The sequence below is a fragment of the Paraburkholderia sp. SIMBA_053 genome, from assembly GCF_046534895.1.
Classification (GTDB): Bacteria; Pseudomonadota; Gammaproteobacteria; order Burkholderiales; family Burkholderiaceae; genus Paraburkholderia; species Paraburkholderia caledonica.
In genome coordinates, this window is record NZ_JAWRXU010000003.1 from 303,172 (window position 1) to 316,674 (window position 13,503).

At 63.1% G+C, this 13,503-nt stretch carries 11 protein-coding genes; 7 read left to right on the plus strand and 4 right to left on the minus strand.

Annotation, left to right across the window (positions count from 1 at the left end; translation table 11 throughout):
* Window positions 1–57 precede the first annotated feature (57 nt).
* A complete protein-coding gene (locus SB753_RS13395) occupies window positions 58–1,359 on the minus strand; it encodes an MFS transporter (RefSeq protein ID WP_027804790.1) in 1,302 nt (433 codons plus the stop codon).
* Between the two features lie 310 nt (window positions 1,360–1,669).
* On the opposite strand from SB753_RS13395, the gene SB753_RS13400 reads away from it, so the two are divergent.
* Window positions 1,670–2,203: a GNAT family N-acetyltransferase gene (locus SB753_RS13400; RefSeq protein ID WP_131317116.1), complete on the plus strand. Its 534-nt coding sequence runs from the start codon at window positions 1,670–1,672 to the stop codon at window positions 2,201–2,203.
* 725 nt (window positions 2,204–2,928) lie between these two features.
* Window positions 2,929–3,666, plus strand: a complete 738-nt coding sequence (locus tag SB753_RS13405; RefSeq protein WP_410800396.1) for a hypothetical protein — start codon at window positions 2,929–2,931, stop codon at window positions 3,664–3,666.
* Window positions 3,667–3,732: 66 nt separating this feature from the next.
* Here the strand turns inward: SB753_RS13405 and SB753_RS13410 are convergent, their stop codons facing one another.
* The 3 genes from SB753_RS13410 to SB753_RS13420 all read right to left on the minus strand — a co-directional run bounded on the left by SB753_RS13410 (window position 3,733) and on the right by SB753_RS13420 (window position 8,249).
* Window positions 3,733–4,521 (minus strand): DUF2968 domain-containing protein, encoded by a 789-nt coding sequence (locus SB753_RS13410; protein WP_204522291.1) that lies wholly within the window; start codon window positions 4,519–4,521, stop codon window positions 3,733–3,735.
* Between the two features lie 357 nt (window positions 4,522–4,878).
* Window positions 4,879–6,363, minus strand: coding sequence for a gamma-glutamyl-gamma-aminobutyrate hydrolase family protein (locus SB753_RS13415; protein ID WP_410800397.1), 1,485 nt, complete (start codon window positions 6,361–6,363; stop codon window positions 4,879–4,881).
* A 128-nt stretch (window positions 6,364–6,491) separates the two neighbouring features.
* Window positions 6,492–8,249 (minus strand): cation:proton antiporter, encoded by a 1,758-nt coding sequence (locus SB753_RS13420; protein ID WP_410800398.1) that lies wholly within the window; start codon window positions 8,247–8,249, stop codon window positions 6,492–6,494.
* Window positions 8,250–8,418: 169 nt separating this feature from the next.
* On the opposite strand from SB753_RS13420, the gene SB753_RS13425 reads away from it, so the two are divergent.
* The 5 genes from SB753_RS13425 to SB753_RS13445 all read left to right on the plus strand — a co-directional run bounded on the left by SB753_RS13425 (window position 8,419) and on the right by SB753_RS13445 (window position 13,393).
* Entirely contained in the window at window positions 8,419–9,105 is a 687-nt protein-coding gene (locus SB753_RS13425; protein WP_204522293.1) for a DUF2848 family protein, read from the plus strand.
* Window positions 9,106–9,127: 22 nt separating this feature from the next.
* The gene (locus SB753_RS13430) at window positions 9,128–10,477 is read left to right on the plus strand and encodes an MFS transporter (protein ID WP_410800399.1); all 1,350 of its coding nucleotides are present in this window, start codon (window positions 9,128–9,130) and stop codon (window positions 10,475–10,477) included.
* 159 nt (window positions 10,478–10,636) lie between these two features.
* Complete coding sequence (locus SB753_RS13435) at window positions 10,637–11,317, plus strand: GntR family transcriptional regulator (protein ID WP_020069007.1); 681 nt, start codon at window positions 10,637–10,639, stop codon at window positions 11,315–11,317.
* A gap of 62 nt (window positions 11,318–11,379) precedes the next feature.
* Window positions 11,380–12,759 (plus strand): amidase, encoded by a 1,380-nt coding sequence (locus tag SB753_RS13440; protein ID WP_310352550.1) that lies wholly within the window; start codon window positions 11,380–11,382, stop codon window positions 12,757–12,759.
* 124 nt (window positions 12,760–12,883) lie between these two features.
* Window positions 12,884–13,393, plus strand: coding sequence for a disulfide bond formation protein B (locus SB753_RS13445; RefSeq protein ID WP_020069009.1), 510 nt, complete (start codon window positions 12,884–12,886; stop codon window positions 13,391–13,393).
* Window positions 13,394–13,503: the final 110 nt, after the last annotated feature.

Consider the following 13,503-nt stretch of genomic DNA (forward strand, 5'->3'; position numbering starts at 1 on the left):
GGGGTTTTTTGTTTTTGTTGCGTCGACGTCGCAAGCGGCGTCAGCACATGCTCGGAGTCATGCTGCTTTGTATTGATCGCGCGATTCAGGCGTGCGGTACAGCACGAGCGTTGCAATCAGCCCGCAGATCGCGGCCACGCCGAGGAACAGGCCCGGCGCCGCCTTGTTGCCGGTGGAATGGATCAGCAGCGTGGAAATGGCCGGCGTGAAACCGCCGATCGTCGTGGCAAGGCTGTACGCGAGCGAGAAGCCTGCGGTGCGCACTTCGACCGGCATGACTTCGGTCAGCGCCACGACCATCGCGCCGTTATAGCTGCCGTAGAGGAACGACAGCCACAACTCGACAGCGAGCAGGCGCGCGAACGACGGCTCGGCGACGAGCCATTGCAGCGCCGGGTACGCGGTGACGATGGTGAGCGCCGTAAAAGCCAGCAACACCGGACGACGGCCGATGCGATCCGACAGCGCGCCCGCGAGCGGCAGCCAGATCAGGTTCGACAGACCGATGCAGACGGTGACGACAAGCGTATCGATCGAGGACAGCTTCAGCACTTCCTTGCCGAAGGTCGGCGTATAAGCCGTGATCATGTAGAAGGACACGGTGGTCATGATCACCATGCCCATGCCGCCCAGCACGGTGCCCCAGTTCGCGGCCATGGTCTTCATGATCTCGCCCATTCCCGGACGATGCTTGCGCGCCGAGAACTCCTCAGTTTCCTTCAACGAGCGGCGAATCATGAACAGAAACGGCACGATCAGGCAGCCGATCAGGAACGGCACGCGCCAGCCCCATGCGCTCATCTGGTCGGCGGGCAGCATCTTGTTGAGCATCACGCCGAGCAGCGCGGCGAACACCACGGCAACCTGCTGGCTGCCCGACTGCCACGCGCAATAGAAGCCTTTGTTGCCTTTGGTGGCGATCTCGGACAGATACACCGACACGCCGCCCAGTTCCACGCCCGCGGAAAAGCCTTGCAGCAAGCGACCCAGCAGCACCAGCACCGGGGCAAGCAGGCCGATCGTCGCGTAGCCGGGAATGGACGCTACGGTCAGCGTGCCGAGCGCCATCAGGCCCAGAGTGAGGATCAGCCCCTTGCGGCGACCGTGATGGTCGATATAAGCGCCGAGGACGATCGCGCCGAGCGGCCGCATCAGGAAGCCCGCGCCGAATACCGACAGCGAAAGCATCAGCGACGCGAACTCGCTGCCGCTCGGAAAATAGGTCTTGGCAATCGCGGACGCGTAGTAGCCGTAGACCATGAAGTCGTACATCTCAAGAAAGTTGCCGCTGACTACGCGGAACACTGTCTTGGCTTTGGATTCTTGCGACGAGGAGATAGCGTGTGACGCTGTTGACATGACGTTCTCTGATAAGCCCACGCCCGGCGAGCCGCGGCGATCTGGCAGTTGAAACGATCCGCGCCCGGTGAGAATGCGGATGCCACAGGCAAATGGTTGGCCGCAGGTTGGGCCGCGCCGGGGGCGCTGAATTCTGCGACCCAATACACTTTAGCGGTATCAGGGTAAACGTTGAGGTCCGCCGGAAGCCGCGCCGCATCATGTTACCGTCGATAGTGCTGTTGCGTATTCCCTACATTTTCATTACAGCCGGCTGCGCCACTCGCGACCGTTAGAATTGCAACTCGTCATTGCCGTGATGCCCTTCCCGATGCCAACCGCCTCTGCCCTTTCGCTGCGCCCCGCAACCATCGCCGACGCAGCGCTTATCGCGTCTATTCACAGCACGAGCTGGCGCGCCACTTATCGTGGTCTGTTGCCCGACGCTTTTCTGGACGGTGAAGTCACTCAGGAGCGCGCCGCCTATTGGGAAGCCCGCATGAGCGCGCCGGGCGGCGAGCGTCGCATGGTGGCGATTGCAGAACTGGGCGGCGCACCCGTTGGCTTCGTATGCGTGGAGAGTCAACCGGAATCCGCGTGGGGCGTGCTGCTGGATAACCTGCATGCACTACCGGAGCATCAGGGCATTGGCGTCGGCAAACTGCTGATGCGCGCCGCCGAAGACTGGGCTCGCGCGCAAGGCGAGACCCAACTCTATTTGTTCGCGCTAGAGGGCAATCTGCCGGCTATCGGCTTCTACGAACGGCAAGGCTGGCAGTATGTCGGCGCAGAGCCGGATCGCATGGGCGGCGTGGATATCACGGCGCTGCGCTATGTTTATCGGTTGGACAAGTCGAGCGCTTGAGTTGCGTCTTGAGCGCTGCAATCCCGGACAGATCTGCACTCACGTTGCGAAGCGTCTGAGCGTTGCCGGTTTCGTTCGGGCGCATCATGCTTTCTTCCCGACGATGGCTTTCCTGTTGAAGTGCTAATGCATTCGCGGAGGCTCATGCGCGTCCCCGCGCTTTTGCGCGTGGACGCATGAAGCGTTTTCCGCTTCGCGTACTGCTCCGAGGCCATCGTCTCACCGACCTACGGGACGCCAGGCGGCGTCCGTCCCCGAGGCGCTGGAAGAGATCGATGCCCACCACACCTTTAACCATAATTGACGGCGCGATGGCGTTGCCCCGCTCCCGCCCGTTCAATGATGTGCCGGCGCCCTTCGGCCGCGGGTGGACGTTGCTCGCGCCAAGCCACCGCCTGGATAAAGGGCTGCACGGGCTTTACGGAGCGGTCCTCAAGACATTTGACTTACGCGACCAGCCTATTCGCTCGTTCTGTCGATGGGTGGCGCCGAATTATCCGATTACCGACGCTTCCGCGGCGGCCATGATGGGATTGGCGATGGGCGCCAGAATACCGGAGGCAGTGGGCGAGCATGAGGCGGAGGCGTTGCCACTTCGGGGCGGCTTGCCTCCGGGGCACTCCGTTCTCACGGACAGTCTGGCTGCGCCTGAGGCTTCCCCTTTTCAGCATGCCTTTGCGCCAGTGAAAGCGCATGTCGCAGGACCCGCGGCACGCGCGCCCCTCTTGCCGCGGTGGGCGCTGGCGGGCGGCGCCTGCGCGTTGAGCGGCGCGGCACTGCTCGCATGGACGGCGTTCGGTCATGTCGACGTCCGTGGTCCGCGCAATGGCAACCTCACGAAGCGCGCCGACATAGCTGTTGTCGAGCGCCAGACGCCGACCGCGCACATTCCGCGGCGCGATACCGTTGACGTTTCGAACAGCGTCGCCGAAATAGCAAACACGAGCGGTGCAAGCGCTGTTTCTGTACGGCAGCATGCGCAAACCGCATCTGCGTCCGGCACGGCCCAGACCGTTGCTCCGGGCAACTCGACGCTGCACTCGCCGACAACCGCGTCGATCGAAACGCACCGGTCAGCGACCATCGTCCGCACACGCACGCCGGTTGCCGAGAGGAAGGACGGCGATCGCCGGATCGTCTATGGACATCGCCCGAGAGCTGACGCTGTGAACCATCGCCGGCATGCAGTCGACAGCGCGTCGACTATCGCAACGTCACCGCCTGTAACGCGGATGTTCGTCAAACCGTCGGTTGCGGGCTCATACTCGCCGCCCGCGCCAACGCAGCCAGGCACGAGCGACTACATGTTGGTCGACATGTCCGCGAGCATTCGGCATGGCAGCTCGACTCAGCAGGCGCAGCAGGCACCATCCGCGAATCTGGACGGGAGCGCCGGGCAGCAGTGGAGCGCCCGTCTCACACATCGGCGAGTGACGGAAGCCCCAGATCAATTCATCAAATAGCCGCGGGAACGGCGGCATAAAAAAGCCCGGCTACCAAAGCCGGGCTTCCTCCGCATTCAAGCGCTTTTACTTCTGGCCTGCCAAGCCCATTTCGGTCTGCCGTTGCAATTGCATGACCTGACCTTGCACCTGCCGCAGTTGCGCCTGCGCCCGCTCCTTCTCCTCGCGTAACGCGGCGGCTTCGTTTAGCGTTTGACGCTGGTAGTCGTTAACCTTGGCCTGCTGGGTGCGGGCGACTTCGAGGTCGGCTTGCAGACGCTTCGCACGATCTTCGGATAACGCGATAGTGTCCTCGATGTATGCCTTCTGCGCCTGCAACTGCGTTCGGTGAATCTCTACCTCAGCCAACTGCGCGGTTTGCTGTACGAATCCCGCGTAAATCGCTTCAGCCCGGCCCGCGTCCGCCGACTTGATTACCCGCCAGAAATGCTTGTCCTGAAACAACGCGACGTAGTACGTCATCTCGCGAGGATAAAAGAAAAGGCTCGCGCCATAACTGCCGTTGTACGTGGTGCGCAATTCGCTCAGCTTCGTGTCCTGAATCATTTGCATTAATTCGGCCACGTTGCCTTGCGCGTCACCAGACATCGGCGACTCGGGCGATGCAGCGGACTGAGCTGACGAACCCGAGGCGCCTGGCGCAAGCGACACAGCCGAGGCCGAGGCGCCCCCCGACGCCGCGTCGCGCAACGCAGCGACGACAGGCTGCGGCGTCAGAGTGTTCATGGCCGGCCGCGTGCCGACCATGGGCGCGGCCATTTCGCCTTGCGCGGCCAGCACGAACCCGCCATGCTGCAACAGCGCACACGAAGTCGCGAGCAGCATGGCGCGCCGTATCAATAAGGTGTACTTCATACGTGCATGCTCCATGCGGATCCAGAAAACAGCTTTGGATTATCGCGCGGATTGTCGCTTAAGCGAAGCATTGAAGCATCGCAAAATTGGACTTTAAATTGAGATAAAACTACGTTGTCCGAAAGACATGACATGCCCGCCTATCACGAAATAAAACATATCTGGATAAGGCTTGAGACGCAGGAGAAATAAGACGTCCATCGACAAGACGTTACGCCCAGACGTCACGCGCAAGTGATAACGACGAACCCATAAATAACGAGGCGCCACTTACGCAGTGGCGCCTCTAACGAATCACATTTTTCAGCACCGGGCCACGCCGGCAATCCGCAAGCGCGAACTGCCGTCACCCCGTGCCTAGAAGCGCGTTTCGCGCGCCACTCGCAGGAATGTATCGAGCAGCGGCGTGCAATCCAGCAGTTCCGGACCGCCCGCGCGATGGAACTCGGGATGCCATTGCACGCCCATCACGAAAGGCGCGCGCCGGTAGCGCACGGCTTCGATAATGCCGTCCGATGCCGACACCGCCTCGATATTCAGATCGCGGCCGAGCGTCTTGACCGCCTGATGGTGAATCGAGTTGACGATCGCATCGCGCCGGGCGGGGAACATATTGGCGAGCGTCGAGCCGTCGGGGAAATGGATGGCGTGCCGATGCTGATCGTAATCTTCGTTCACGTGCGCACCGGCGGTCGGCACGTCGGTGGCGATATCCTGATACAAGGTCCCGCCGAACGCCACGTTGATCAGTTGGCAACCGCGGCACACGCCGAGCACCGGCTTGCCAGACTCGATGAATTCATGCAGCAGTTCGAGCTCGTACATGTCGCGCACGCGGTCGCCGGGCCATTCGGGACTTGTCGCCGCCTCCGCATACGATTGGGGCGAAACGTCCGCGCCGCCTTGCAGCAACAGGCCGTCGAGATGTTTCGCGTAGTCGCGCAAACGGATGTTGCTCGGATGCAGCATGCCTTGGTGTCCGACGGTCGGAATCATGAAGACCAGCACGTCGCGCGACATCACCCAGTGCGCAATCGACTCTTCGAGATATTGCAGCGTCTTGCCGCGCAGCCCTTTCGCACCCGGCTCCGGGTGAAAGATTCGCGCCGATACGCCGATGCGCAGCGTGCGCTGCGTAATCCGCTGACCGGCCCGATCGAACAGCTGCCGCGCGCGCGCCGCGATGATGCGGCCAAATACGGACCACGCCGAGTCCGTCTGCTTGAGATAGCGCGGTGGCGACGGCGGCAACGCATTCGGCGGCGGCGGGTTGGTCGCGGTGAAATCGGGCGCGGCGCCGAAGCCAGGCGGCGGCGAACCTGCCGGACGCGCGGTGGATGCGGCGGCGTCTTCGGCGGCGAGCACGTCGTCGGCCGAAGTGATGAGTTCGCCTTGAATCGGTTCACTGGTCAGCGGCGTCGCGCTATGAGTGGACGGAACTTCGCGCCCGCGAACCGGGCGCGCGTCGCGCTCATGAACCGCTGCCTCCTGCTTCGCGGTGGAAGCCGCAGCGGAACTGCGCGCCTCGGCCGCGTCGCGTTGCTGGGCGGTCCGCTTGACGACTGGCGTAACGGTGGACGCGCTTTCGGGGTCGTCGGTCGATGACCTCGCAGCCGCCTCCGACGAAGCGGCCGGCGCCGTGACCGATGCCGTAACGGGCACAGACGACGGCGCCGCCTTCGACGCGACCGGATCTTTCACGGGCGACTGAATGGCATCTTCATGCGAGAGGGGTAACGATGTGGTCGGCTCGGCCGGGGTTTGGCTGAAGCTTTCCGGCGATGCCGCAGGCGGCGTTGAACTGCCGGGTTGACCAGCGTTTTCGGGTTTGTTTTCGCTCATGACTGTTGGACAGGCGCCTTCCACGCGAACGAATGAATATGCCCTGATTATCCGCCAGCGTGCCTGACCCGGCAAACCCGCACACAATTGCTCACATTGTCGGGCCGCCTCGCGCAGTTCCGTCTAACTTAGGGATCCGGCTGTTCGTCAAAAGTTTCGCGCAGCGCGATCTGCATTGCCGCGTGAATCTTCACGCACCAGCGCCACACGAGCGCGAGCAGTAGCGCCGCGCAGATCAGCACCGCGGCGAGCAGGCCGGTGGGTGGCAGAATACCGCCCGAGAGCGCTGCGACGAGCAGAAACACGCCGACCATGCACACCACCGGCACGAGATCGGAGATCGCATAACGCAGCGCGCTGGTAAAGCGCCCGGCCGTCGCCGGCTGCACGCTCACCTCGGCGAGCAGCAACGCGAGCGACTTGGTCTTGCGATAAACCGCCACCAGAAACGGCATCGACACGAGCAGTGCGACGCTCCACAGCACGACGCGCTGCATGGGCTCGGAACTGACCCAACGCGTCAACACCGTACTGATGTAAGGCGCGCCGTAGGACACAATCAGAAAGATCGCGGCAACCAACGCGAGATTCACCGCGATCTGCAGGATGATTCGCCGCGTCATGCTGAAAAGCGTCGGCTCGCCGCTTTCTGTGCTGAGGCTGCTCAACCACTGGCTATACATGCCGAACACATTGACGAGCGTGCGCGGCATCGCGTCGGCGAAACGCCGCGTGAATGGATCTGCAGCGCGTATCAGATAAGGCGTGAAAAGCGTCGTCAAAGCCGATACGGCCACCGCAATCGGATAAAGAAACGCGCTCGTCACCTTCAGCGTCAAACCGAGCGACGCGATGATGAACGAGAACTCACCGATCTGTGAGACCGTCATGCCGACGCGCATCGCCGTGCGGCCATCTTTGCCCGCGAGAAAAGTGCCGAGCCCGCACGAGACGATCTTGCCGACGATGACCGCGACCGTGATGACGGCAATCGGCCAGGCATAGTCGACGAGCACCGTGGGATTCAGCATCAAGCCGATGGTGACGAAAAAGATCGCAGAAAACGCGTCGCGCAACGGCGCAATCAAATGCTCGATTCGATGCAGATGACGCGATTCGGCCATGATCGCGCCGATCAGGAACGCGCCCAGCGCAATGCTGTAGTCGAGCTTGACTACCAGCAGGCAGAAACCGAAACAGAATCCGAGCACGGCGACGAGCAACATCTCGTCGCTGCGGGCACGCGCGACATAGTTCAGCGCGCGCGGCACGACGAGAATGCCGACAACCAGCGACACCGTCATGAACAGCAACAGCTTGCCCAGCGTCACAGCTGCAACGCCCGCGCTCAACTGCCCTGTTTGCGCGATGCCGGACAGCAGCACGAGCATCGCGATGGCGAGAATGTCTTCGACGATCAGAATGCCGAATACGAGTTGCGCGAAACTCTCGCGCTTCAGGCCAAGCTCAGACAACGCCTTGACGATGATGGTCGTCGACGAAATGGCGAGTATCGCGCCGAGGAATAACGAATCCATCGGGCTCCAGCCGAATGCGCTGCCGATCTCATAGCCTAGCCACAGCATCAGCACGATTTCGGAGAGCGCCGCGACGATCGCGGTCGCGCCCACCTTGAAAAGCTTTCGCAGACTGAATTCGAGACCGAGCGAGAACATCAGGAACACAACGCCCAGTTCGCCCAGCGTCTTGATGGTCTGCTCGTCGTGGATCAGCTGGAACGGCGGCGTGTACGGCCCAATGATCACGCCCGCCGCGATATAGCCGAGCACCACCGGCTGCTTCAGGCGATGGAACAGCACGGTAACGACGCCGGCGAGCGCCATCACGACCGCCAGATCCTGAATGAAGCCGATGCCTTCATGCATGCGTCTTTCCCTTACAAAAAGTAATGTTCAAAGAAGCGCAGTGTAACAAACCATCTTCGGCGCCGCGGCTTGCGCGCCCGTCGGCGATCGGAAGCCAATGTTTTTGACACGCTGGACGCCTGTGAAATATCACAATAATATTTGCGGCATATCGTTCCGGAGTTCACTCATGCAGCAGGTGTCTTTCAAGGTTGTAGACCGTTCCGGCGCCGAGCGCGCCATTTCAATCGATGTAAACCGCCTCACGATCGCCGGCTGGGCAGGCCGCGATCAGGCCGCAATCGAGCACCACATTGCCGAGCTTGCCGAACTCGGCGTGAAGCGGCCGTCCACTACGCCGTGCTTTTACCGTCTCGGCTCCGAACTGCTGACGCAAGCCGAACAGATCGACGTTGTCGGCACGAAGTCGAGCGGCGAAGCGGAATGCGTGCTGGTGCATTCCAGTGCGGGACTGCTCGTCACCGTCGGCTCCGATCACACCGACCGCGAAGTCGAGGCCTACGGCGTGACCGTCTCCAAGCAGGTGTGTCCGAAGCCGGTCGCGCGCGACGCGTGGCGATTTGAGGACGTCGCCGACCATTGGGATCAGCTCGAACTGCGCGCCTATGCGATCGCGAACGGCGAGCGCCGCGTGTATCAGCAAGGCAGCGTCGCCTCGCTGCTCCCGGCCGCCGACCTGCTCGCGCGCGCGCCGCTCGCACAAGGCGCGGCCATGTTCTGCGGCACGCTCGCGGTTCAAGGCGGCATTGTCGGTATGGTCGACGGCGACGCGCTCGAACTCGAATTGCACGACCCCGTACTGAACCGCACGCTGCGCCACGCCTACCGCGTGCGCGCGTTACCTGTTGTCGAATGAGCTATCGTTCAATGAGGCATTCATGAGCACCCCATCGCCATCCGCTGCCGACGCGTCCTCCGACGCCTCGCTCGAAGCCGCCGCCATCCACAAGATCACGTGGCGCATCATGCCGTTCCTGTTCCTTGTCTACGTGCTGTCGTATCTGGATCGCGTCAACATCGGTTATGCGAAGCTGCAGTTCACCGGCGATCTCGGACTTTCCAACGCCGCGTACGGACTGGGCGCGGGAATCTTCTTCTTCGGCTATTTCGTATTCGAGGTGCCGAGCAACCTGCTGCTGAAGAAATTCGGTGCGCGCGCCACCATCGCCCGCATCACGATGCTGTGGGGCCTGCTGTCGTGTCTGATGATGTTCGTACGCAGCGAGACCATGTTCTACGTGCTGCGCTTTTTCCTCGGCGTCGCCGAAGCCGGACTGGTGCCGGGCGTCGTGCTGTATCTGACTTTCTGGTTCCCGTCCGACCGCCGCGCGCGCATGGTCGCCGTGTTCATGGCTGCAATTCCGGTAGCGGGCATCATCGGCGCGCCGTTGTCGGGTTTCCTGATGTCGGCGCTGCACGAAGCACACGGTTTGCGCGGCTGGCAGTGGATGTTCCTGATCGAAGGCATTCCGTCGATTCTCGCCGGCTTCTGGGCGCTCGCCGTGTTGCGCAACACGCCCGCCGAGGCCCCGTGGCTGAGCGACGACGAAAAACGCGTAATCCTCGCCCGCATCTCGCGCGAGAATGCGGCGGCTGCTGCGGAAGGCGCCGAACATAGCCTCTCGGTCGCATTGCGTTCGGGCCGCTTCTGGCTGCTCACGCTGATCTACTTCTGCCTCGTCACCGGCAATGCGGGTTTTTCGTTCTGGCTGCCGCAGATCGTCAAAGACCTCGGCGTGACGAATCTCGTGACCAATGGCTTCGTTACCGCAATTCCGTATCTGGCTGCCGGTATCGGCATGATTCTGATCGGCCGTTCGTCGGATGTGACCGGCGAGCGCCGCTGGCACTACGCCGTGTGCTGTTTCATCGGCGCGGCGGGCCTGCTCGGCAGCGCGTCGGTTACGAACTCGATTCCGCTAGCCGTCACCGGTTTGTCGATTGCGTATATCGGCATTCTCGCGGGCTTCGGCATCTTCTGGTCGATGTCGACGAGCTTCCTGCAAGGCACCGCTGCGGTCGCCGGCATTGCGGTGATCAATTCGATCGCCAACCTCGCCGGTTATGTCAGTCCGTATGTACTCGGTATCGTGAAAGACGCGACGCATAGCGTGACGTTCGGGCTCGTGCTGATCGCGGGCGCGCTGATCGTGGGCGGCCTCGTCACGCTGATGATGCCGCGTGTCAGAGTTCAACACGCTGCGACAACGGTGGCGGGCAGCGCGTGAGGTATCAATAGTTGGTGTGGCGTGGCGGGCACGAGCCCCCCTGACAGGCCAGGTTCACGCAGCTTGCATCGGACCGAAGCCCGCGCCCGCCGCGCCCGCGAAAAGCTCGCTCGACCTTGCTCTACAATGCGCGGACGACATCGTCCGCTCCTTCTTCACATGACGCTTTTGCAGACCGCCCGCCCTCCACGGCCCACCCGCGCGACCGCCAACGCGAGTCTCGCCGAACAGGCTTATGCGTTCGTCAAGCGCGAAATCATCACAATGCGTTTGCGGCCGAGCGAGGTGCTCAACGAAGCGGAGTTGATGGCGCTGACCGGCATCGGCAGGACGCCGGTGCACCAGGCGCTGCACCGGCTCGTGCACGAAGGGATGCTGACCATCATGCCGCGCAAGGGCATCATGGTGCGTCCCGTTTCACTCGACGACGTGCTTGCGATCATCGACGTGCGCCTCGTCAACGAAAGCTACTGCGTCGAACTCGCCGCGCGTCACGCGCAACAGCACGACTACGACGCGATGCAGACGCTGCTGGAGCGCTCGGCCGTGTGCGTCGCCGCGCACGACATAGAAGGCATGATGGACATTGACCGTGAGTTCCATCTGGCCATTTCGGCCGCCTCGCGCAACGCGGTGCTCGCCGACATTCTGCGCGGACTGCATGAGCGCTCGTTGCGCTTCTGGTTCATTTCACTCTCCGAGCCGCATCATCTCGAAGACGTTCACGAAGAACACCTCGAACTGTTCCGCCTGCTGCGCGAGCGCGACGCCGAAGGCGCGAAACGCTCGGTGCAGAAACATATCGAGGCATTCCGCGCGACGCTTTTCAACCGCATGTAGAACCCGCATGTAGAAACATTACGTAAGCGGCTTCATGCAGACCAACCGGATAGAACGACATCATGGCCACTGAATTCACGCCCTTCCCGCCGCTTGCCCAACTCGCCGCCGACCTTGCCGCGGGGCGGACCACGAGCCGCGCGCTCGTCGAAACCGCGCTCGAACGGATCGCCGATCCGGCCGGCCAGGGCGCGGTCGCCTTCATGCACGTCGATGCCGACGGCGCACGCCAGGCCGCCGACGCGCACGACCGTTTGCGCGCCGCCGGCACGGTACTCTCGCCGCTCGCCGGCATCCCGGTCTCGGTGAAAGATTTGTTCGACATCGAAGGACAGCCGACCCGCGCCGGCTCGACGGTTCTTGCCGACGCACCCGCCGCCACGCAGGACGCCGTGGCCGTCGCGCGCCTTAAGCGGGCGGGCGCGGTGATCGTCGGACGAACCAATATGAGCGAATTCGCGTTTTCCGGGCTCGGACTCAATCCGCACTACGGCAACCCGCTGTCGCCGTACCGGCGCGACGTAAAGGGCGACGAGCGGATCTCGGGGGGCTCGTCGTCGGGCGCGGCGGCTTCCGTCGCGGACGGCATGGCCGCCGTCGCGCTCGGCACCGACACGGGCGGCTCGCTTCGCATTCCGGCCGCGCTGTGCGGTCTGACCGGTTTCAAGCCGACCGCCGCGCGCGTTCCGAAGCAAGGCGGCGTGCCGCTTTCGCCGACGCTCGATTCGTTCGGTCCGATCGGCGTCTCGGTGGCGTGCTGCGCACTGGTGGACCGCATGCTCGCCGGGCTCGAACCGCGCGTGCCGGCTGCGCGGCCGCTCGAAGGCGTGCGCCTCGGCGTGCTGACGAACTACGTTACCGACGGCGTCGAGCCCGAGGTCGCGACCGCTGTCGACACCGCGCTCAAGCACCTCGAAGCGGCCGGAGCGATTGTCAGCGAAGTGCGCTTTGCACCGCTCGACCGTCTGCCGGACATCAACCGCTTCGGCTTTTCGCCGATCGAAGCGTATGCGTGGCATCGTCCTTTGCTGGAGAAACACCGCGAACAATACGATCCGCGCGTGCTGGTGCGCATTCTCAAGGGCCAGCCGGCGAGCGCCGCCGACTATCTGGACCTGCTCGCCGAACGCGACGCGATGCTCGCCGAAGCGGCCCGCACGCTGTGGCAGCGCTTCGACGCGGTAGTGGCGCCGACCGTGCCGATGCTGCCGCCGCGCGTCGCCGAACTCGTTTCCGACGACGACCTTTTCGGCCGCACCAACGCACTGATGCTGCGCAACCCCGGCGTGTTCAACTTCCTCGACGCCTGCGCGCTGTCGCTGCCTTGCCACCTGCGAGGCGATGCACCGGTCGGCCTGATGCTGGCAGGCGCGCCGCATGCCGACGACGCGCTTCTCGCCATTGGCCGGGGCGCCGAAGCGGTGCTTAACGCGATTCGCTGAGCGGCGTCACGGTTTGCGTGCGGGTGTGGCGTCGTGTGGGCGGGGGTTCGCGCTAAAATCGCGGGCACTCGCCGTTTCCGCTGATTAGCGGCCACACAACAGCTACACAACCGCCACACGATCCATGAACAACGACAATGCAATGCTGCGCCGCGAGCGCTCCCTGCTGGTCCTGCTTGGCCTGATCTGCGTCGGCCTCGTTGCCGGCGCGCTGTATCTGCAATACGTCAAGCACGAGGACCCGTGCCCGCTGTGCATCATCCAGCGCTACTTCTTCCTGCTGATCGCAATCTTCGCGTTCCTCGGCGCGCGGTTCAACAGCTGGCGCGGCGTGCGTCTGCTCGAAACGATGGCGGCACTGTCGGCGTTGGCGGGTATCGTGACCGCGGCCCGGCACGTGTATGTGCAGGCGAATCCGGGCTTTAGCTGTGGCTTCGACGCGCTGCAGCCGATCGTCGACAGCTTGCCGCCTGCGCATTGGCTGCCGGGCGTGTTCAAGGTGGCCGGGCTATGCGAAACCGCCTATCCGCCGATCCTGGGGCTGACGCTCCCGATGTGGGCACTGGTCGGCTTCGTGCTGGCTTTTGTTCCGCTGGCGATTAGCCTCGTGCGCAATCGCAGACGGATTGCTTGAGGGAATTTGCCGGTTTTATACGACGCTGGCATCTATCCCGCGCCTAGCGGCGCGGCGACATGGCGGACACCGGCGCAGTGATACCGCCTATGTGGATCGGGCCGCCTCTG

Excerpts from the sequence above, each read along its gene's own strand:
- SB753_RS13415 (WP_410800397.1), bottom strand. The coding sequence starts at position 6,363 with ATGAGCGAAAACAAACCCGAAAACGCTGGTCAACCCGGCAGTTCAACG.
- SB753_RS13410 (WP_204522291.1), bottom strand. The coding sequence starts at position 4,521 with ATGAAGTACACCTTATTGATACGGCGCGCCATGCTGCTCGCGACTTCG.
- SB753_RS13400 (WP_131317116.1), top strand. The coding sequence starts at position 1,670 with ATGCCAACCGCCTCTGCCCTTTCGCTGCGCCCCGCAACCATCGCCGAC.
- SB753_RS13445 (WP_020069009.1), top strand. The coding sequence starts at position 12,884 with ATGAACAACGACAATGCAATGCTGCGCCGCGAGCGCTCCCTGCTGGTC.
- SB753_RS13420 (WP_410800398.1), bottom strand. The coding sequence starts at position 8,249 with ATGCATGAAGGCATCGGCTTCATTCAGGATCTGGCGGTCGTGATGGCG.
- SB753_RS13430 (WP_410800399.1), top strand. The coding sequence starts at position 9,128 with ATGAGCACCCCATCGCCATCCGCTGCCGACGCGTCCTCCGACGCCTCG.
- SB753_RS13435 (WP_020069007.1), top strand. The coding sequence starts at position 10,637 with ATGACGCTTTTGCAGACCGCCCGCCCTCCACGGCCCACCCGCGCGACC.
- SB753_RS13395 (WP_027804790.1), bottom strand. The coding sequence starts at position 1,359 with ATGTCAACAGCGTCACACGCTATCTCCTCGTCGCAAGAATCCAAAGCC.
- SB753_RS13425 (WP_204522293.1), top strand. The coding sequence starts at position 8,419 with ATGCAGCAGGTGTCTTTCAAGGTTGTAGACCGTTCCGGCGCCGAGCGC.
- SB753_RS13440 (WP_310352550.1), top strand. The coding sequence starts at position 11,380 with ATGGCCACTGAATTCACGCCCTTCCCGCCGCTTGCCCAACTCGCCGCC.